Annotated in this window: 14 protein-coding genes, 2 tRNA genes and 2 pseudogenes; 4 read left to right on the forward strand and 14 right to left on the reverse strand. The window is 60.9% G+C overall.

Features of this window, described 5'->3' with window-relative positions:
- Window positions 1-11: 11 nt before the first annotated feature.
- The 10 genes and pseudogenes from JZ00_RS18580 to rnr all read right to left on the reverse strand — a co-directional run bounded on the left by JZ00_RS18580 (window position 12) and on the right by rnr (window position 11193).
- A pseudogene (locus tag JZ00_RS18580) lies at window positions 12-472 on the reverse strand (hypothetical protein).
- Window positions 469-1389 (reverse strand): hypothetical protein, encoded by a 921-nt coding sequence (locus JZ00_RS18585; RefSeq protein WP_039592548.1) that lies wholly within the window; start codon window positions 1387-1389, stop codon window positions 469-471. Before JZ00_RS18585 ends, JZ00_RS18580 begins: the two are co-directional and overlap by 4 nt.
- Window positions 1390-1567: 178 nt before the next feature.
- On the reverse strand, window positions 1568-3868 hold the full coding sequence (locus tag JZ00_RS18590; protein WP_039592547.1) for a YgiQ family radical SAM protein: 2301 nt from the start codon (window positions 3866-3868) through the stop codon (window positions 1568-1570).
- A 110-nt stretch (window positions 3869-3978) separates the two neighbouring features.
- Complete coding sequence (gene dnaB, locus JZ00_RS18595) at window positions 3979-5376, reverse strand: replicative DNA helicase (RefSeq protein ID WP_027911801.1); 1398 nt, start codon at window positions 5374-5376, stop codon at window positions 3979-3981.
- A 117-nt stretch (window positions 5377-5493) separates the two neighbouring features.
- A complete protein-coding gene (gene rplI, locus JZ00_RS18600; RefSeq protein WP_003186385.1) occupies window positions 5494-5940 on the reverse strand; it encodes a 50S ribosomal protein L9 in 447 nt (148 codons plus the stop codon).
- A gap of 18 nt (window positions 5941-5958) precedes the next feature.
- The gene (locus JZ00_RS18605; RefSeq protein ID WP_039592546.1) at window positions 5959-6852 is read right to left on the reverse strand and encodes a YybS family protein; all 894 of its coding nucleotides are present in this window, start codon (window positions 6850-6852) and stop codon (window positions 5959-5961) included.
- A 36-nt stretch (window positions 6853-6888) separates the two neighbouring features.
- On the reverse strand, window positions 6889-7119 hold the full coding sequence (gene rpsR, locus JZ00_RS18610) for a 30S ribosomal protein S18 (RefSeq protein ID WP_002551829.1): 231 nt from the start codon (window positions 7117-7119) through the stop codon (window positions 6889-6891).
- A gap of 28 nt (window positions 7120-7147) precedes the next feature.
- Window positions 7148-7576 (reverse strand): 30S ribosomal protein S6, encoded by a 429-nt coding sequence (rpsF, locus tag JZ00_RS18615; protein ID WP_003186395.1) that lies wholly within the window; start codon window positions 7574-7576, stop codon window positions 7148-7150.
- Between the two features lie 240 nt (window positions 7577-7816).
- Window positions 7817-8578 (reverse strand): 23S rRNA (guanosine(2251)-2'-O)-methyltransferase RlmB, encoded by a 762-nt coding sequence (gene rlmB / locus JZ00_RS18620; protein ID WP_039592545.1) that lies wholly within the window; start codon window positions 8576-8578, stop codon window positions 7817-7819.
- Window positions 8575-11193, reverse strand: coding sequence for a ribonuclease R (gene rnr, locus JZ00_RS18625; RefSeq protein ID WP_039592544.1), 2619 nt, complete (start codon window positions 11191-11193; stop codon window positions 8575-8577). The genes rlmB and rnr overlap by 4 nt, the downstream gene beginning before the upstream one ends.
- Window positions 11194-11419: 226 nt before the next feature.
- On the opposite strand from rnr, the gene JZ00_RS18630 reads away from it, so the two are divergent.
- From JZ00_RS18630 to JZ00_RS18645, 4 genes are all read left to right on the forward strand, one after another.
- Window positions 11420-11506 (forward strand) — tRNA-Leu (locus JZ00_RS18630).
- A gap of 177 nt (window positions 11507-11683) precedes the next feature.
- Window positions 11684-11770, forward strand: a tRNA-Leu gene (locus tag JZ00_RS18635).
- Window positions 11771-11948: 178 nt separating this feature from the next.
- Window positions 11949-12959, forward strand: a complete 1011-nt coding sequence (locus JZ00_RS18640) for an extracellular solute-binding protein (protein ID WP_039592543.1) — start codon at window positions 11949-11951, stop codon at window positions 12957-12959.
- The gene (locus JZ00_RS18645) at window positions 12959-14524 is read left to right on the forward strand and encodes an ABC transporter permease (protein WP_039592542.1); all 1566 of its coding nucleotides are present in this window, start codon (window positions 12959-12961) and stop codon (window positions 14522-14524) included. The genes JZ00_RS18640 and JZ00_RS18645 overlap by 1 nt, the downstream gene beginning before the upstream one ends.
- 87 nt (window positions 14525-14611) lie before the next feature.
- Here the strand turns inward: JZ00_RS18645 and JZ00_RS32010 are convergent, their stop codons facing one another.
- The 4 genes and pseudogenes from JZ00_RS32010 to JZ00_RS18660 form a co-directional block, all read right to left on the reverse strand.
- A complete protein-coding gene (locus JZ00_RS32010; RefSeq protein ID WP_407684284.1) occupies window positions 14612-15496 on the reverse strand; it encodes a methyl-accepting chemotaxis protein in 885 nt (294 codons plus the stop codon).
- Between the two features lie 21 nt (window positions 15497-15517).
- Window positions 15518-16210: pseudogene (locus tag JZ00_RS32015) on the reverse strand (methyl-accepting chemotaxis protein); the annotation flags it as partial.
- Between the two features lie 486 nt (window positions 16211-16696).
- Window positions 16697-17989, reverse strand: a complete 1293-nt coding sequence (locus tag JZ00_RS18655; RefSeq protein WP_039592540.1) for an adenylosuccinate synthase — start codon at window positions 17987-17989, stop codon at window positions 16697-16699.
- Between the two features lie 55 nt (window positions 17990-18044).
- The gene (locus JZ00_RS18660) at window positions 18045-19232 is read right to left on the reverse strand and encodes an ATP phosphoribosyltransferase regulatory subunit (RefSeq protein ID WP_039592539.1); all 1188 of its coding nucleotides are present in this window, start codon (window positions 19230-19232) and stop codon (window positions 18045-18047) included.
- Between the last annotated feature and the right edge of the window lie 210 nt (window positions 19233-19442).

Consider the following 19442-nt stretch of genomic DNA (forward strand, 5'->3'; position numbering starts at 1 on the left):
ACTACATCGACTCAGCGGCGCGGTCGCGACGTCTTTGCGGACTGGAGGATACGCTCGCGCTGGTGGCGGATTTCGACGAGCTTGCTGCGCATCTCGCGGTGGCGTTTGCTGTTGAGCAATAGCAACCCCAGCAACGGGAACAGCAAACTCAAACTGTAAATCAACCTATCAGGCCGATAAGCGATCGTGGGCAGGACGCAAAAAAAACACAGCCCCAACACCGCAACCATCGGCCACACCCAAACGGGGCGCCCACGGGCAATCATGAAGTTGCAATGCACGATGACAAGCGTAAGCGCGACGCCTCCAAAAAAAGACCACTTGGCGTTATCCGCCAACGAAAGGGCTTGAAAATAGCTGTCAAAAAAAGGGGAACAGCAAAAACCAGAGCGAAGACCGACGCGAATATCGCGCCCATGAAGACCGGAAAATATTGGATGAGAAAAACGCGCACACCGGGCTGTCCATTCATTCTTCGATCTCCTCGTACAACCCCACTGCAATGGTCCGGACGTTCCCGGAAATCGCGCTTCCCGTGAAGCCGATGGCGGCACCCAGGGCATCCCGAATCTGTGTGACGGTGGCATGCTTGATTTGAGTGGGCGTAAAGCGCTTGGGTAACTCGCCAGACAGTTGCTTGAGTTTGAGCAGTTTGGAGGTCAGGCGAGGGTCATTGATAGTCAGCAACTCTTTGGTCAGTTTGGCTCGCTCCTGTCGATTCAGGCCCCGGAGCACCTCCCTCACACTTTTGCCCGTGGCAGCTTTATTCAATCTGACCAGTTTGAGAGTCGTCAGCGACGATGCCCCGACCCCAACCAACGCCGCGGCATCCAGCACAATCATGGTGTTCTGATACCACTCCTCACTGTCGAGCTGATCGTTTCGGGCTGGGTTACTGATTTCATTACGCATGCGATAACCGCTCGCAAAACATTGCGCTGTGCTGGCTGCGGCGGCGGTATAACCCAACACGGCGATCGCGGTGCTTGCCCCTGCTGAAAATGGGATAGCTACAGAGCCGCTGAGTACCACGACCCAACCGATAACGGCCCCTGCACACGACAAGGAAGTATTGATCGCTTCGCCGACCAATCGCGATTCCCGTGGATTGTCCTGAACCTGCTGAGCAAACTGAGCCGGCGCAATATATTTCTGCGCCTCGCGCAAAATGATCCGCTTGGGCTTGATGCTGCAGATCGGCTTGAACTCACGCAGGGTCACTACATTGAATTCAGCATCGATGTACACCACACCGGCGCCGACGATACTGGGATCGGCGTCGATGGCAGCGAACAGGCGCGGCAGGTTGATCTGGCTTCCGATGCGTTGGCGGGCCATGAACTGGGAGGGGCTGTAGTCCATGCCGATGCCGGGTAATGGAGTGCTCATATGAATCGTCCTTGAGAATCGGAGGGTGAATCTTTATCCGCACTGAACCCTTGTGGCGAGGGCTCCCCATAACCTCTAGCACTGTCGGGCGGGCGCCACGATAACAAACGGCCAGCACCGCCGCTAGAAAGCAAAACGCCAGCACTCAAGGCTGGCGTTTTGCGAGGCGGCAGGACAATCAGCGCGGCACGACAGGCTTGCGCGCAGGCTTCGGCCCCTTGCCCTTCGCCGCGTCCTTGCGTTCCTTGGCAGCCTTCTGATTGCGGGCGAACGCGGCAGCCTTGGCTTGCTCGCGCTTGTCCCAGGCATTGCCACCGTCGCTGGCGCGCGGCGGCAGGCCGGTGTGCTGGGTCAGGATCTTGGTGGTTTCCTTGCCCACCTTGTGGCTGCCAGCCGGCGTCGAGTTCTTGCGACGGGCGCTCTGGTAGCTGTCGGTTGCAGGCTGGTGCAACGGAATCAACTGGTTCTTGCCCGGCCCGATCAGATCGGCACGGCCCATGCGGGTCAACGCTTCGCGCAGCATCGGCCAGCCTTTCGGGTCGTGATAACGCAGGAAGGCCTTGTGCAGGCGGCGCTGCTCTTCGCTCTTGACGATGGTCACCCCATCGCTCTTGTAGGTGACCTTGCGCAGCGGGTTCTTGCCCGAGTGGTACATGGCAGTGGCGGTAGCCATCGGCGACGGATAGAACGCCTGCACCTGATCGGCCCGGAAACCGTTGCCCTTGAGCCACAGCGCCAGGTTCATCATGTCTTCGTCGGTGGTGCCCGGGTGGGCGGCGATGAAGTATGGAATCAGGTACTGCTCTTTCCCGGCTTCCTTGGTGTACTTCTCGAACATCCGCTTGAACTTGTCATAGCTGCCGATGCCCGGCTTCATCATCTGGTTGAGCGGGCCTTCCTCGGTGTGCTCCGGAGCGATCTTCAGGTAACCGCCGACGTGGTGAGTCACCAGTTCCTTGACGTATTCCGGCGACTCGACCGCCAGGTCGTAACGCAGGCCGGAGGCGATCAGAATCTTCTTCACCCCAGGCAAGGCCCGGGCACTGCGGTACAGCTGGATCAACGAAGAATGGTCGGTGTTCAGGTTCGGGCAGATGCCGGGGAACACGCAGGACGGCTTGCGGCACGCGGATTCGATTTCCGGGCTCTTGCAGGCAATGCGATACATGTTCGCGGTCGGGCCGCCCAGGTCGGAAATGACCCCGGTGAAGCCCGGGACCTTGTCGCGGATCTCTTCGATCTCGCGAATGATCGACTCTTCGGAACGGTTCTGGATGATCCGGCCTTCGTGCTCGGTGATCGAGCAGAACGTGCAGCCACCGAAGCAGCCGCGCATGATGTTTACCGAGAAACGGATCATCTCGTAGGCCGGGATCTTCTCCTTGCCGTACGCCGGATGGGGAACACGTGCGTAAGGCATGCCAAACACGTAGTCCATTTCTTCAGTAGTCATCGGAATGGGCGGCGGGTTGAACCAGACGTCGACTTCACCGTGCTTCTGCACCAGCGCACGGGCGTTGCCCGGGTTGGTTTCCAAGTGCAACACGCGGTTGGCGTGGGCATACAGCACCGCGTCGTTGCGCACCTTTTCTACCGATGGCAGGCGGATCACGGTCTTGTCGCGGGTCATCTTCGGGCTTGCCAGGATCTGCACGACCTTGGCTTCGCCCGGATCTTCAACCGGACCCTTTTCCTGCTCGATGGCGCAGGCTGCGGTGTCCTGGGTATTCACGTACGGGTTGATGATCTTGTCGATCTTGCCCGGACGGTCGATGCGCGTGGAGTCGACTTCGTACCAGCCTTGCGGCGTGTCACGGCGGATGAACGCGGTGCCGCGCACGTCGGTGATGTCTTCGATCTTGTGGCCATAGGACAAGCGCTGCGCGACTTCGACAATCGCTCGCTCGGCGTTGCCATAGAGCAGGATGTCGGCGCAAGCGTCGATCAGGATCGAGTTGCGCACCCGGTCCTGCCAGTAATCGTAATGGGCGATGCGGCGCAGGGAAGCTTCGATACCGCCGAGCACGATCGGCACGTGCTTGTAGGCTTCCTTGCAGCGCTGGCTATAGACCAGGCTCGCACGGTCCGGCCGCTTGCCCGCCAGGCCACCGGGGGTGTAGGCGTCATCGGAGCGGATTTTCTTGTCGGCGGTGTAGCGATTGATCATCGAGTCCATGTTGCCGGCCGCGACACCGAAGAACAGGTTGGGCTCGCCGAGCTTCATGAAGTCGTCTTTGGACTGCCAGTTCGGCTGGGCGATGATCCCGACACGAAAGCCCTGGGCTTCCAGCAGACGGCCAATGATCGCCATGCCGAACGAAGGGTGATCGACGTAGGCATCACCGGTGACGATGATGATGTCGCACGAATCCCAGCCGAGCTGATCCATCTCCTCCCTGCTCATGGGCAGGAACGGCGCTGGGCCGAAACATTCGGCCCAGTACTTGGGATAGTCAAATAACGGCTTGGCTGCTTGCATGTCGATGACCGGTATAAAGGATGAAAAATCGCGGGCGCGGAATATAGCACAAAATTTGATCAATTCCGACGGCTATGGTCGGAAATTGGTGGCACCCCCGTGGGAGCGGGTTACTCGTCGTCATCAAAATTGTAGCTACCCGGCGCCAGGTTTTCGAAGCGCGTGTATTTACCGATGAACGCCAGGCGGATGAAGCCGATCGGGCCGTTCCGCTGCTTGCCGATGATGATCTCGGCAATGCCCTTGTGCTCCGTCTCGGGGTGATACACCTCGTCGCGGTAGACGAACATGATCACGTCGGCGTCCTGCTCGATCGCTCCGGATTCCCGCAAGTCGGAGTTCACCGGACGCTTGTTGGGGCGCTGCTCCAGGGAGCGGTTCAACTGGGACAGGGCCACGACCGGACAGTTGAATTCCTTGGCCAGGGCCTTGAGGGAACGGGAGATCTCGGAAATCTCGTTCGTCCGGTTATCACCGCTGGAGCCGGGGATCTGCATCAATTGCAGGTAGTCGATCATGATCAGCGCGATATCGCCGTGCTCGCGCACCAGTCGTCGGGTCCGGGCGCGCATTTCCGATGGGCTGATGCCCGCCGTATCGTCGATGAACAACTTTCGATCATTGAGCAGGTTGACCGCCGAGGTCAGGCGCGGCCAGTCGTCGTCTTCCAGTTGGCCGGAACGGACCTTGGTCTGGTCGATACGCCCCAGGGACGAGAGCATACGCATGATCAGCGATTCGCCTGGCATCTCGAGGGAGTACACCAGCACTGCCTTGTCGCTGCGCAGCACGGCGTTTTCCACCAGGTTCATCGCAAACGTGGTCTTACCCATGGACGGACGGCCAGCGACGATGATCAGGTCGGACGGCTGCAAGCCGCTGGTCTTCTCGTCGAGGTCGGTGTAGCCGGTGGACAGGCCGGTAATGGCGTTGTCGGTGTTGAACAAGGTGTCGATGCGGTCGATGGCCTTGGTCAACAGGTCATTGACGCTCACCGGGCCGCCGGTTTTTGGCCGGGCCTCGGCAATCTGGAAGATCTGCCGCTCGGCTTCGTCAAGGATCTCGGCGGCGGTGCGGCCTTCCGGATTGAAGGCGCTGTCGGCGATCTCGGTGCTGATGCCGATCAACTGGCGCAAGGTCGCCCGCTCGCGCACGATCTGCGCATAAGCCTTGATGTTGGCGACGGACGGCGTGTTTTTCGCCAGTTCGCCGAGGTAACCGAGGCCGCCGACCTGGGACGTCTGCCCTTCCTTGTCCAATTGCTCGGCCAGGGTGACAACGTCGATCGGCATGTTCTGATCGGCCAGACGGGCGATCGCACGGAAAATCAGGCGGTGGTCATGCCGGTAGAAATCGCCGTCGGAAACTTGATCGAGCACACGTTCCCAGGCGTTGTTGTCCAGCATCAGGCCACCGAGTACAGCCTGTTCGGCCTCGATGGAATGCGGGGGCACCTTCAGGGCAGCGGTTTGCAGATCATATTGCTCGGGGGCGGTGATTTCGTTCATGGCCACGTCTGGTTATGAAAATCAGGAATTGCAGAAAGACAAAGGGCACGACCTGTAGACAGGATCGTGCCCGATGTTACCGGCAAGCACCCGAGGGTGCCAACCGACAGGTATTGCTTAGGCTGCTACCACGACAACGCGTACGGTGGCTTCAACTTCGGCGTGCAGGTGCACGGCTACGTCGAATTCACCTACGTTGCGGATGGTGCCGTTCGGCAGACGAACTTCGCTTTTCGCAACTTCAACGCCGGAGGCGGTCAGTGCGTCAGCGATGTCGTGAGTACCGATCGAACCGAACAGCTTGCCTTCGTCGCCAGCGGTGGCAGTGATGGTCACTTCCAGCTCGGCCAGTTGGGCAGCACGGCTTTCAGCCGATGCCTTGCGGTCTGCAGCGGCTTTTTCCAGCTCAGCGCGACGCTCTTCGAACGCAGCCAGGTTGGCAGCGGTCGCAGCGGTGGCTTTGCCGAAAGGCAGCAGGTAGTTACGACCGTAGCCGGCCTTAACGTTTACTTTGTCGCCCAGGTTGCCCAGGTTGGCGATTTTTTCCAGAAGGATCAGTTGCATGTGAAAATCCTCTAACTTTTAACCTTCACCGTTCGCGCTGTCGGCGTCTTTCGGCGCCATACGACCGCGAAAATCAATCAGGCTGTCGACGATGGCCAGGACCACCAGCAACGGATAGATCAGCTGCATGAACAGCAACAACGTGACGTACAACCCCACCAGCCAGAACCTGGCCAGTCGCTTTTGCGCCACCAGCCCGTGAATCAGGGCCAGGGCGGCAAAGACCAGCGGTACGCTGCACAGCGGCGTGAGCATTGCCATCTGCGGACCGAAGTTCGGCCCCAGTAGCATGCCCGCCAACAGCAACATCGCCAGCCCAAGCGGGAAGCGGATGGCGCGAAACTCGCGACCAAAACCACCCGGGTTGTACAACAACGCCTGCCAGTAGCGCCCGATAACCAGGCTCAGCACACTGACGATTTGCAACAAGGCCGCAATCAGTCCGGTCAGGACGGGGGCAATCAGGGACGCGAAACGCGCCTGCTCCTCTACCGACATCTGCTGGTAGAGATCACCGAGCGCCTCGGGCAGGATTTTTACCAAAGCCTGCGACAGCATCTCGATCTGGGGCGCAAAAGCCACCCCGAGCACCACTGAAAACGCCACGCCTATCGCTATGCTGACCAGCAGCACGCGGTTCCAGGATTCACTGGCGCGCAATACCAACGCCAGCGCCGAAGACCCGAGCAGCACCATGACTGCACGCGGGTCCGCGGAATACAGCCACCAGAGCAAAGCCGGCAGCAGTCCCAGAGCAAGAACGCCCAAGGCGTCCCTCAATCCGCGCCGCAGGAGTACAAGACTCCCGGCGGCAGCACCCAACCAATACAACAACGGCAATGCCGCGCATCCAGCCACTACCAGAGTGGCCTGCATACGACCGCGCATGATGAACTCAGCTAAGGCGCGCATGCATTCAATCCCTTACTACTTGTCGACTGCCCGGTCTCAGCGGCCGTGGCTGTCGGTGTAGGCCAGCAGGGCCAGGAAGCGGGCGCGCTTGATAGCGGTGGCCAGCTGACGCTGATAACGAGCTTTGGTACCGGTGATACGGCTTGGAACGATTTTGCCGGTCTCGGATACGTAGGCTTTCAGGGTGTTGAGATCTTTGTAATCGATCTCTTTCACGTCTTCAGCGGTGAAGCGGCAGAATTTACGACGACGGAAGAAACGTGCCATGTGATTGGCTCCTTAAAAGGTCCGTGGATTACTCGTCAGCGTTATCGCTGTTGTCGCTGTCGCTATCGCTGTCATCGCCATCGGCGCTGTCAGAGTGCTCAGGACGGTCGCGACGCTCACGGCGCTCACTGCGGTTTTCTTCAGCCTTGAGCATCTCGGATTGGCCGGTGACGGCTTCTTCGCGACGGATGACCAGGTTACGGATCACTGCATCGTTGTAGCGGAAGTTGTCTTCCAGCTCGGCCAGGGCCTTGCCAGTGCACTCAACGTTCAGCATCACGTAGTGAGCCTTGTGAACATTGTTGATTGCGTAGGCCAGTTGACGACGGCCCCAATCTTCCAGACGGTGGATTTTGCCGCCGTCTTCTTCGATCAGCTTGGTGTAACGCTCAACCATGCCGCCGACTTGCTCGCTTTGATCCGGGTGGACCAAAAAGATGATTTCGTAATGACGCATGAATGCTCCTTACGGGTTGTAGCCTGCCGCTCAAAAACGGTCAGACAAGGAGTGAATGACACTTATGGACTTGAGGACGCTAGACACATAAGTGCCTGCCATCACAGCAAGGGGCGCAATTGTAGAGAAGGGCCGAGGGCGGCGCAAGGCAATTGGTGATTATTTGAACAACCACCACTTTCAGTTACGTACAGACCAATGTGGGAGCGGGCTTGCTCCCACAATTGAATCGCGCCAGCCTTAGGATTTCTTGCCGGCAGCCTTGGCACCACGTTGACGCTGGGCCTCGAACAGACACACACCCGTGGCGACCGAGACATTGAGGCTGCTCACGCTGCCGGCCATCGGCAGCTTGACCAGGTAATCGCAGTGTTCGCGGGTCAGGCGGCGCATACCCTTGCCCTCGGCACCCATGATCAGGATGGTTGGGCCGGTCAGGTCCTGGTCATAAATGCTGACCTCGGCCTCGCCCGCCGTGCCGACAACCCACAGGCCGCGCTGCTGGAGTTTTTCCAGGGTGCGCGCAAGATTGGTCACCGCCACCAACGGAATCACTTCCGCCGCGCCACAGGCGACTTTGCGCACTACCGGCGTCAAGGTCGCCGACTTGTCTTTAGGCACGATCACCGCCAGCGCGCCGGCGGCATCCGCCGAACGCAGGCAGGCGCCAAGGTTGTGCGGGTCGGTCACGCCGTCCAGCACCAGCAGCAGGGGCGCGCCTTCGGTGCGATCCAGGAGTTCGTCGAGCATCGCTTCGCCCCACACCTGGCTCGGGCTCACCTCGGCCACGACCCCCTGGTGCACGCCCTCGACCCAGGCGTCCATCTCGCGCCGCTCGGCCTGGCCGACCGCAACACGGTTTTCACCGGCCAGTTCAACCAGGGTCTGGACGCGCGGATCGCTACGCCCTTCCGCCAGCCAGATCTGCTTGACCCGCTTGGGGTGGTGACGCAGCAACGCTTCCACGGCATGCACGCCGTAGATTTTTTCCAGTTGACTCATGACTTGGCCTTGGGTTTACGCGCCCCGCCACTCTTGGCTGGGGCCGAGCCCGCTTTCGGCGGGCCTTTACGGTGTTTGCTCGGTTTGCTGCTCGCCTTGTCCGGAGCCGACCGTCCAGTTTTGCCGCCAGACGCCGCTTTACCGCCGCTCTTGGCTTCGGCCAGCAAGGCCTGTTTCATTTCTCGGCTTTTGCGCAGTTCGGCGTTTTTCGCCGCGGCATCGCTCGGGCGATAGGCTTCGACGGCCTTCTCCTTGGCCGAACCGCGACGCCCGGACTTGGACGATGCCGGCTCGGCTGCGGTCTTGGCCGCAGGCGCGGCGGTCTCGGTGCCACGTTTTTTGCGACCGATCGGCGCGCTGATGGTTTTTTCCGCCATCTCGAAGTCGATCTTGCGCTCGTCGAGGTCGACGCGCATTACCCGCACTTCGACGGTATCGCCAAGACGGAAGCTGCGACCGGTGCGCTCGCCCGCCAGGCGGTGGTGCACAGGGTCGAAGTGGTAGTAATCGCCCGGCAGCGCGGTGACATGCACCAAGCCTTCGACGTAGATGTCGGTCAGCTCGACGAACAGGCCGAAGCCGGTCACGGCAGTGATCACGCCCGGGAACGACTCACCCACGCGATCCTTCATGTACTCGCACTTGAGCCAGTTCACGACGTCGCGAGTCGCTTCGTCGGCGCGTCGCTCGCTCATCGAGCACTGTTCGCCAAGCTGCTCCAAGGCCGCTTCGTCGTACGGGTAGATACGTGCCTTCGGAATGGTCATCGCACCGGCACGCTTGACGTGCGGGGTGTTCATCTTCGAATGGATAACACTGCGGATGGCCCGGTGCGTAAGCAGGTCGGGGTAGCGGCGGATCGGCGAGGTGAAGTGGGTATAGGCTTCGTAATTCAGGCCGAAGTGGCCCTGGTTGTCGGCGCTGTACACCGCCTGGCTCAAGGAGCGCAGCATCACGGTCTGGATCAGGTGGAAATCCGGGCGGTCCTTGATGCTAGCCAGCAGGGCCTGGTAGTCCTTTGGTGTCGGACCTTCCTTGCCTTTGTGCAGGGACAAGCCAAGCTCGCCGAGAAACGCTCGCAGTTTTTCCAGGCGCTCGGGCGGCGGGCCGTCGTGGACCCGATACAGCGCGGGAATCTCATGCTTTTTCAGGAATTCGGCCGTGGCGACGTTGGCCGCCAGCATGCATTCCTCGATCAGCTTGTGGGCATCGTTGCGCACGGTCGGCCGGATTTCGGCGATCTTGCGCTCGGTGCCGAAGATGATCCGGGTTTCCTGGGTTTCGAAATCGATCGCGCCGCGCACGTGACGCGCCGCCAGCAACACCTTGTACAGCGAATAGAGTTGCTTGAGGTGCGGGACGACATCGGTGTACTCACCACGCAGCTTGCGCGACTCGGCCAGCTTCGGCGTTTCCAGCATCGCGCTGACCTTGTTGTAGGTCAGGCGGGCGTGGGAGTGGATTACGGCTTCATAGAAGCAGTAGTCCGTCATCTCGCCGGCCTTGGAGATGGTCATTTCGCAAACCATGGCCAGGCGATCGACATGGGGGTTGAGCGAGCACAGCCCGTTGGACAGTTGCTCCGGCAGCATCGGCACCACGCGCTCGGGGAAATACACCGAGTTGCCGCGCACCTGGGCTTCGGCGTCCAGCGCCGAGCCGAGCTTCACATAGCTGGAAACGTCGGCAATGGCGACGTACAACTTCCAGCCACCGGAGAACAGGCGCAACTTGCCAGGGCGGGCTTCGCAGTAGACAGCATCGTCGAAGTCCCGGGCATCTTCACCGTCGATGGTGACGAATGGCAGGTGACGCAGGTCGATGCGCTTCTCTTTGTCTTTCTCTTCGACTTCCGGCTTGAGCTTGGCGGCCTCTTTCAGGACCGCTTCAGGCCAGACGTGAGGAATATCGTAGGTGCGCAGGGCGACGTCGATTTCCATCCCCGGCGCCATGTAGTTGCCGACCACCTCCACCACATCGCCTTGCGGCTGGAAGCGCGGGGTTGGCCAGTGGGTGATTTTCACCTCGACGAACTGGCCGATCTGCGCGTTGGCATTGCGGCCTGGCGTGACCAGCACTTCCTGTTGGATCTTCGGGTTGTCGGCAACGACAAAACCGATGCCACCTTCCTCGAAATAGCGGCCCACGATGGTTTCGTGTGCACGGGACACCACCTCGACGATCACGCCTTCGCGGCGTCCGCGACGGTCCAGGCCGGAAACCCGGGCAAGCGCACGGTCGCCATCGAACACCAGGCGCATCTGCGCCGGGCTCATGAACAGGTCATCGCTGCCATCGTCGGGAATCAGGAAACCGAAGCCGTCGCGGTGACCGGCGATACGGCCCAGGATCAGATCGAGCTTGTCGACCGGGGCATAGGTGCCGCGCCGGGTGTAGATGAGTTGAGCATCGCGCTCCATGGCACGCAGACGGCGGCGCAGGGCTTCGAGCTGGTCCTCGGTGGTCAGGCCGAATTCTTCGACCAGCTGCTCACGGCTAGCAGGCGAACCCCGATCGGCGAGATGCGCCAGGATCAGTTCGCGGCTAGGAATAGGGTTTTCATATTTTTCCGCTTCACGAGCGGCCTCGGGATCGAGGGACTGCCAATCGGCCATTAGAGAGTTTTCACCTTGTCTATATGCGGGTTAGTTTGGCATAGGCGTAATGAAACGGGAAATTTCAAGCGTCAGATGCCTTTTCTAAAGTCTTTCGACAGGCCTTTGAAGCCCCTGATTGCACCGCTCGTGAAATTTAGCGTTTTTTTTGCGCCCAGGGGTTTACAGTTAAAAACACGCTCCGTATAGTGCGCGCCATCGACGACGTACACACGTTGCCGATGTTGCCCAGATGGTGAAATTGGTAGACACGCCAGCTTCAGGTGCTGGTGACCGCAAGGTCGTGGAAGTTCGAGTCTTCTTCTGGGCACCAATTTCGAGCAGCAGGTCAGTAACCTGCCAGCTTCACAAAAAACCCGCGAAAGCGGGTTTTTTGCGTTTGCACCCCTGTAATTGCGTTTGGCAATTATCAAAATAAAAACAGGGGTTTACAGATCAAAACGCGCTCCGTATAGTGCGCCCCATCAACAGCGGCAACGCTGAAGATGCTGCCCAGATGGTGAAATTGGTAGACACGCCAGCTTCAGGTGCTGGTGACCGCAAGGTCGTGGAAGTTCGAGTCTTCTTCTGGGCACCAATTCAAGCTTCAAGGTTATATGCCTTGAACCTCACAGAAACCCGCGAAAGCGGGTTTTTGCGTTTCCGGGATCCGGAAATCCCTCCCAACAAGCGTCAGACACTCGGACGCACATGAGAAACAATATCGTTTATCATTGTTACAAGTTTTTGCTACACGACAGTGAGGAACCCCGCGAATGATGTTTCGATTCACCCTGCGCCGCGCCCTGACCTTCACCCTGCTCGGCCTGACCCTCGCAACGCCCCTCACCCAAGCCGCCGACAAGGTGGAACTGACCCTCTACAACGGCCAACACAAAGAAGTCGGCGATGCATTGGCCAAGGCCTTCGAAGCCAAGACCGGCATTCACGTCAATGTGCGCAAGGGCAGCAGCAACCAACTCGCCAGCCAAGTCGTCGAAGAAGGCAACCGCTCCCCCGCCGATTTGATCTACACCGAGGAATCGCCGCCGCTGAACAAGCTAGGCGAACAAGGCCTGCTGGCGAAGATCGACGATGCAACCCTCAACGTGCTTCCCAAAGACTATGTCGCCAACAACGGCACCTGGATGGGCGTGACCGCTCGCGTTCGCGTGGTCGCCTACAACCCCAAGCTGATCGATGAAAAGGACCTGCCGAAAACCGTCCTGGATTTCGCCCAGCCACAATGGCAAGGCAAGGTCGGCTTCGTACCGACCAGCGGCGCGTTCCAGGAACAAGCGGTGGCGATCATCAAATTGCACGGTCAGGAAGCGGCCGAGGAATGGCTCACCGGGCTGCGCGCCTTTGGCAAGGTCTACAGCAACAACATGGTCGCCCTCAAAGCCGTGGAGAACGGTGAAGTGGCGACCGTCCTGGTGAACAATTACTACTGGTTCGCCCTGCAGAGAGAGAAGGGACAGCTCGATTCCAAACTGCATTACTTCACCGGCGGCGATGCCGGTGGCCTGGTCACCGTCTCCAGCGCCGCCGCATTGAAATCCAGTCAACATCCCAAGGAAGCCCAACAGTTGCTTGCCTACATGGCCAGTGAAGAAGGCCAGCGGGTGATTACCCAGACGTCCGCCGAATATCCGCTGCACAAGGGCATGACCTCGGATCGCGGCCTCAAGCCGTTCAATGAACTGGAGCCGCCCAAAGTGACTCCGGCCGACCTCGGCAATGCCGAAGAAGCCTTGGAACTGGAACGCGAAGTCGGCCTGAACTGATGACGCCGTCGCTCAGCGCCTCTCCCGCAGCCGGGGCTTACGTTCCCCGGCGCAAGCGCCCGTCGATCGGGTTGATGCTGCCAGTGCTGCTGCTCGTCCTGCTGAGCCTGCTGCCACTGCTCTACGTGACTACAAAGGCTTGGCAGGCCGGCTGGGCGGAGGCCTTGCATTTGTTGTGGCGGCCTTATGTATTTGGCTTGCTGCGCAACACGTTGGCACTGATGGCCGGCGTCACGCTGGCCTGTGGCATCGTCGGCCTGTCACTGGCCTGGCTGCTGGAGCGCAGCAATCTGCCGGGACGTCGTGCCTGGGGCGTTGTTCTGTGCTTGCCGTTCGCAGTGCCGGCGTTCGTGAGCAGCTTCACTTGGGTATCCCTGAGCGCGCAGTTCGAGGGGCTGGGCGGGGCAATCCTGGTGATGAGCCTGTCCAAATACCCGCTGATCTTTCTCCCCGTGGCCGCAACGCTGCGCAACCTCGACCCATCCCTTGAAGAATCCGCCCGCACCCTGGGGCACAACCGCTGGGGCGTGTTCTTTCGCGTCACCCTGCCCTTGCTCTGGCCTTCGCTCCTGGCCGGTTCCCTGCTGATTGCCCTGCACATGCTGGTTGAGTTCGGCGCACTGTCGATCATCGGCCTGCAGACGTTCACCACCGCGATCTATCAACAGTTCGAGCTGGAATTCAGCAATGCCAACGCCGCCATGCTGTCAGCGGTCTTGCTGGTGCTGTGCCTGGCGCTGTTGTGGCTGGAACTGCGAATACGCGGCAAGGGCCGTCATGTTCGCACCGGGCAAGGCGCAGCACGCCAGGCCGAACACGTACACCTCGGCGCCTGGATGCTTCTGGGGCAACTGTATTGCCTGGCGCTGGCAATCATCGGCAGCGGCATCCCGCTGGGAATGCTGGCGTATTGGCTGGCCGTGGGTACTTCCGCGGCATTCCCGGCGGGTGAGATCGGCGAAGCGCTGCTGTCATCCCTGGCACTTTCGCTGGGCGGCGCCGCGCTCTGCCTCGTGCTGGCAGTGCCGGTCGGACTGCTGGTGGTGCGCCACAAGGGTCGGCTGGCGATATGGGCCGAACGCCTGCCCTACTTGCTGCACGCACTTCCCGGATTGGTGATTGCCCTGAGCCTGGTGTATTTCGCCCTGCACTATGTGCCGGCGCTGTACCAGACTTCCGGCCTGCTGCTGATTGCCTATGCGCTGCTGTTCCTGCCACTGGCCCAGGCCCCGGTGCGTACGGCGCTGAACAAGGCCGCGCCGCAGTTGGAAGAAGCGGCGCGGACGCTGGGGGCTTCGTCGTTCAGTGCGTTTTGCCGGGTGACCCTGCCAATCATCTTCCCGGCGCTGGGTGCCGCGTTCGCCCTGGTGTTTCTGGACGCGATGAAGGAGTTGACCGCCACGCTGCTGCTGAGCCCGACTGGACTCAATACCTTGGCGACAGCGGTTTGGGCACATACCTCGAATGTGGAATTCGCGGCGGCAGCGCCTTATGCGGCGCTGTTGATTGTCGTGTCGGGGTTGCCGGTCTATTTGCTGACGACGCGGATGTATCTGAGCCGCTGAGAGGGCTACAGGGAGCCAACTCGCCCCCACAGGGATAAGTTATGTGGGAGCGAGCCAGCTCGCGAAGAGCCAGCCATGAATCTCGAATCAGGCCCTGAACTGCCCCAGGCTGGCCTTCAACTGTGCCGCCAGGTTATCCAGCACCTTGCCACTGGCCGTAGTCTCGACCACCGCCTGGGCAGCTTTTTCGGCCTGGGCATGAATGGTCTCGACCCGACCACGCACCGCTTGCGCGCCTTGGGCCTGATGCGCTGCTGCCTGGGTCGCCAAACCGATGGCCGCATGAACCTGTTCGACTGATGCCTGCACCGACTGCTGCAGCCGCGCACTGTCACGCAATACCGACAGACCTTCGCTGGCCTGCCGCCCGGCCTGGCCAATGGCAGCCACCGCTTCACGCGCCCCTTGCTGCAACGCCACGATATGCGCCTGGATGTCGCCCGTAGAGCTCTGGGTCTTGCTCGCCAGCGCCCGCACCTCATCCGCTACCACCGCAAACCCACGCCCGGTCTCCCCGGCCCGTGCCGCCTCGATGGCCGCGTTCAAGGCCAATAGGTTGGTCTGCTCGGCAATGCCGTGGATCACCGTCAACACCACTTCGATCTGCTCGCTCTGCTGGGCCAGCCGCTCGATGACTTTCGCCCCCGTGTCGACCTGCCCGGCCAACGCCTCAATCAAACTGCCGACCTTGGCCGACGTGCGGGTGGTTTCATCAGTGGCCTGACGAATCTCGACCACTTGCTGCAAGGCTGCCTGCATCGCCTGGCTTTCCGACTGCGCCTCATCGGCCATCTGCGACAGGGCACGCAGGCTTTCCGCCACTTCATCGCGCTGCATCCCGGCGGCCGCATCGGCACCAGAGTTGCGCAGCGTCATCGCGCCAATTTCCTGGCCGGTACGCTGGGCCACGTCCCCCGCCTCGCGCACGATGGGTTGCAACTTATCCACAAAGCGATTGACCGCCGAGGCCATGTCGCCGATTTCGTCCTTGCTGTTGATCTGCACGCGCTTGGTCAAATCGCCCTCGCCCGCCGCCAGATCGTTCATCGCCGCGATCAACAGCTTCAGGCGATTGACCACCCGACGCCCCAGCACCACGGCAAGCAACACCAACACGCCCAACCCCACCAACGCCAGGCCCAGGCCGATGCGCCAGCGCAACGTCCCCGCAGCTTCCTGCACGGTCGCAGCGGTATTGGTCTGCATTTCGGTGGCGGTGGCCTGCGCCGAGTCCAGCCGGCCACGCATCGCGGCGGCACTGTCGGCAGCCGCGCCCTTGAGGCTGTCGCCCACCAGTTGATCGCTGCTGGCGATCAATGCGGAGAAGCGCTGGTCAAGCGCCTTCAGGTCGGTCTCCACTGAAGCGGTGGAAACGCCCATCAGCACCTTGCCGATCTCCACGCCGTTGGGGTTGATCGAGGCCTCGAGGTAATACACCGATGAATCGTTCTTCGCCGCATCCAACACTTTGTCCAGGGCCCGCTCGCCCTTGCCTTTTTCCAGCAGGGCCTTGTTGATCGGGTTTTCCCGGTTCAGGTAGCGGGTCAGGTGTTCTCCAGCGGCGTCGTCGTAGATGACGAACAGCACATTGGGATTGCGCTGGGCCCGGCGGGCGAATTCGGAAAGGGTCGGTACATCACTGTCCCACATGGCGCGGGGCGCAACGGAGGCCAGGAGCTGCGCCATATCATTGGCGGAATCCCTCAGGTCTTTTTCCAGGGTTGCACGCAGCTGGGCCTGCTCCTCCTTCAGGCGCGAAGACAAACCTGCGGTCAAGCGCTGGCGGGTACTGGCGGACAAGCTGTCAAGGCTGGAGGTGACTTCGCGACCAGCCTGCTCCAACTCACCGGCCAACTTCTGGCTGTCGGCGCCCAGGCGCGAGCCCAGGTCGGACTCCAGCGCCGTGACCGTGCTTCGGGTCAGCGCAACGGCGACCAGTACCTGCACCAAAAGGGCGATACCGAGAGTAACGAACACAGGCCGCAACAAACGGCTTTGTAACAGTGAGAGAACGGCCGACACGTGAAATCCCTCTACCAAACGCCATTAATTTGATGGCACTCGGAGAAGCGGTGCCTTAATGCAGATGCGTAGCAAGTGTCATGCCGTCCGCCAGGGAGAAACGACAAAGGGCTCCCTAAGGAGCCCTTTGTTTGTTACATCAATGACTTATCAGCCAAACGGATGACGCAGGACGATGGTTTCGTTGCGGTCCGGCCCCGTCGAAATAATGTCGATCGGTGCACCGACCAACTCTTCGACGCGCTTGATGTAGTTGCGCGCGGCCACTGGCAGCTCTTCCAGGGTCTTGGCGCCCACGGTCGATTCGGTCCAGCCCGGCATCTGCTCGTACACCGGCTCCAGGCCGATGTAGCTGTCGGCGTCGGTCGGTGCGTCGATGACTGCGCCGTCTTGGTTCTTGTAGCCGACGCAGATATTGATGGTTTCCAGGCCGTCCAGTACGTCCAGTTTGGTCAGGCACAGGCCCGAGATACTGTTGACGTCGATGGCGCGACGCAGGATGACGGCATCGAACCAGCCGCAACGACGGGCACGGCCGGTGGTGGCGCCGAACTCGTGGCCGCGCTTGGCCAGGAAGGCCCCGACGTCGTCGAACAGCTCAGTCGGGAACGGACCGGAACCGACGCGGGTGGTGTAGGCCTTGGTGATACCCAGGATGTAGTCCAGGTACATCGGGCCAAAACCCGAACCGGTGGCGATGCCGCCGGCAGTGGTGTTGGAACTGGTGACGTACGGGTAGGTGCCGTGGTCGATGTCCAGCAGCGAACCCTGGGCGCCTTCGAACATGATGTCCTTGCCGGCGCGACGCAGCTCGTGCAGCTCGGCAGTGACGTCGAGCATCATCGGCTTGAGCAGCTCGGCGTATTCCATGCACTCGTCCAGGGTCTTCTGGAAGTCGATGGCCGGCTCTTTGTAGTAATTGACCAGGACAAAGTTGTGGTAATCCAGCAACTCGCCCAGCTTGGCGGCGAAACGCTCACGGTGGAACAGGTCACCGATGCGCAGGCCACGACGGGCTACTTTGTCTTCGTAGGCCGGGCCGATGCCGCGACCGGTAGTGCCGATCTTCAGCTCGCCACGGGCCTTTTCACGGGCCTGGTCCAGCGCCACGTGATAGGACAGGATCAGCGGGCAGGACGGGCTGATACGCAGGCGCTCGCGCACCGGCACGCCTTTCTCTTCCAGCTTGATGATTTCCCGCAGCAGGGCGTCGGGGGCAACCACCACACCGTTGCCGATCAGGCATTGGACGCCTTCGCGCAGCACGCCCGACGGAATCAGGTGCAGGACGGTTTTCTCACCGTCGATCACCAAGGTGTGGCCTGCGTTGTGGCCACCCTGGTAGCGCACTACGGCGGCAGCATGTTCGGTCAGCAGATCAACGATCTTGCCTTTGCCCTCATCACCCCACTGGGTGCCCAGGACTACGACATTCTTACCCATAACACTTGTCCTCATTCGCGCAAACTTGGTGCCGGCTCCAGGCCGGCAGGAAAACTCAAGAAGCCAGCGGCAATACTTGCCAAAGCCCGTTCTGCTGAATCAATTGCCGGTCGCAGTCCGCTTCACGGGCGGCGGCCAAAGGTTGCCCAGGCAACGCCTGGACGACACGCTGACCCTCACTGCGCAACTGACAGACTGCCTGCCAGAGTGCCGCATCCGTACTGTCAGGCATCCAGATACCGCCAGACGGTAGCTCGATTTCAGCACGCCCCAGGGTCACCAGGGTTTTCAAATCGGTAGAGAAGCCGGTCGCCGGACGCGCGCGGCCAAAATCGGCGCCGATGTCGTCGTAGCGTCCACCCTGGGCGATGGACTGGCCAACACCCGGGACAAACACCGCGAACACCACGCCGGTGTGATAGTGATAACCGCGCAGCTCACCCAGGTCGAAATACAGCGGCAACTCCGGGAAACGCACCGACAGACGCTCGGCAATCGCCAACAGGTCCTCCAGCGCCGCCAACACCGGAGCCGGCGCACCGGCCAGGCGCTCGCGCGCAGCATCCAGCACTTCACGGCCGCCGCAAAGGTCCACCAATGCCCGCAGCATGCCGGACAGGTCACTCGGCAAATCTTCGGTCAGGCTGATGACTTCATCGATCGCCTTGCGCTGCAACGCGTCGAACAACCGCTGCTCGACTTCGCCAGACAGGCCGGCCGCACGGGCCAGGCCGCGATAGATACCGACATGGCCCAGGTCCATGTGGACATCCGGCACGTCAGCCAGTTGCAGCATGGCCAACATCAGGCTGATGACTTCCACATCGCTGCTTGGGCTGGCGTCGCCATACAGCTCGGCACCCAGCTGGATCGGGCTGCGCGAAGACGACAAGGCACGCGGCTGGGCATGCAGGACACTGCCGGCGTAGCACAGGCGGCTCGGGCCTTCGCGACGCAGAGTGTGGGCATCGATGCGCGCCACTTGAGGGGTGATGTCGGCCCGGAAGCCCATCTGCCGCCCCGATTGCGGGTCGATAACCTTGAAGGTGCGAAGATCCAGGTCCTGGCCCGCGCCGGTCAGCAGGGATTCCAGGTACTCGATATGCGGGGTAACGACGAACTCGTAACCCCAGCTCTGGAACAGATCCAACACCTGCCGACGCGCTACTTCGATACGCGCGGCTTCCGGTGGCAGTACTTCTTCGATGCCATCTGGCAGCAGCCAGCGGTCTACCGTTGCCATTACGCCATTCCCCTATGGTCCGGGCGGCCAGCTTTCGGGCTGGCCTTGAGTGAAGCAGAAAATGCCCGCGTCATGCGAAAAACCGCAAACAACGCGCAAGGGCGACGTGACGAATGGCCCTGGATCGGCCTCGCCAAGCACTTTCCTCGAAAAACCTGTCGGGCCGTTCGACCCGATGCCTGCACGCATGAACCACAATCGAACGTGCAG

The organism is Pseudomonas frederiksbergensis (assembly GCF_000802155.2).
GTDB lineage: Bacteria > Pseudomonadota > Gammaproteobacteria > Pseudomonadales > Pseudomonadaceae > Aquipseudomonas > Aquipseudomonas frederiksbergensis_A.

Bases quoted from the DNA above. Each gene is read 5' to 3' on its own strand.
- rlmB (WP_039592545.1), bottom strand. From the start codon at position 8,578: ATGAGTCAACTGGAAAAAATCTACGGCGTGCATGCCGTGGAAGCGTTG.
- JZ00_RS32010 (WP_407684284.1), bottom strand. From the start codon at position 15,496: ATGGCCTCGGCGGTCAATCGCTTTGTGGATAAGTTGCAACCCATCGTG.
- rnr (WP_039592544.1), bottom strand. From the start codon at position 11,193: ATGGCCGATTGGCAGTCCCTCGATCCCGAGGCCGCTCGTGAAGCGGAA.
- JZ00_RS18640 (WP_039592543.1), top strand. From the start codon at position 11,949: ATGATGTTTCGATTCACCCTGCGCCGCGCCCTGACCTTCACCCTGCTC.
- JZ00_RS18590 (WP_039592547.1), bottom strand. From the start codon at position 3,868: ATGCAAGCAGCCAAGCCGTTATTTGACTATCCCAAGTACTGGGCCGAA.
- JZ00_RS18585 (WP_039592548.1), bottom strand. From the start codon at position 1,389: ATGAGCACTCCATTACCCGGCATCGGCATGGACTACAGCCCCTCCCAG.
- dnaB (WP_027911801.1), bottom strand. From the start codon at position 5,376: ATGAACGAAATCACCGCCCCCGAGCAATATGATCTGCAAACCGCTGCC.
- rplI (WP_003186385.1), bottom strand. From the start codon at position 5,940: ATGCAACTGATCCTTCTGGAAAAAATCGCCAACCTGGGCAACCTGGGC.
- JZ00_RS18660 (WP_039592539.1), bottom strand. From the start codon at position 19,232: ATGGCAACGGTAGACCGCTGGCTGCTGCCAGATGGCATCGAAGAAGTA.
- rpsR (WP_002551829.1), bottom strand. From the start codon at position 7,119: ATGGCACGTTTCTTCCGTCGTCGTAAATTCTGCCGCTTCACCGCTGAA.
- JZ00_RS18655 (WP_039592540.1), bottom strand. From the start codon at position 17,989: ATGGGTAAGAATGTCGTAGTCCTGGGCACCCAGTGGGGTGATGAGGGC.
- JZ00_RS18605 (WP_039592546.1), bottom strand. From the start codon at position 6,852: ATGCGCGCCTTAGCTGAGTTCATCATGCGCGGTCGTATGCAGGCCACT.
- JZ00_RS18645 (WP_039592542.1), top strand. From the start codon at position 12,959: ATGACGCCGTCGCTCAGCGCCTCTCCCGCAGCCGGGGCTTACGTTCCC.
- rpsF (WP_003186395.1), bottom strand. From the start codon at position 7,576: ATGCGTCATTACGAAATCATCTTTTTGGTCCACCCGGATCAAAGCGAG.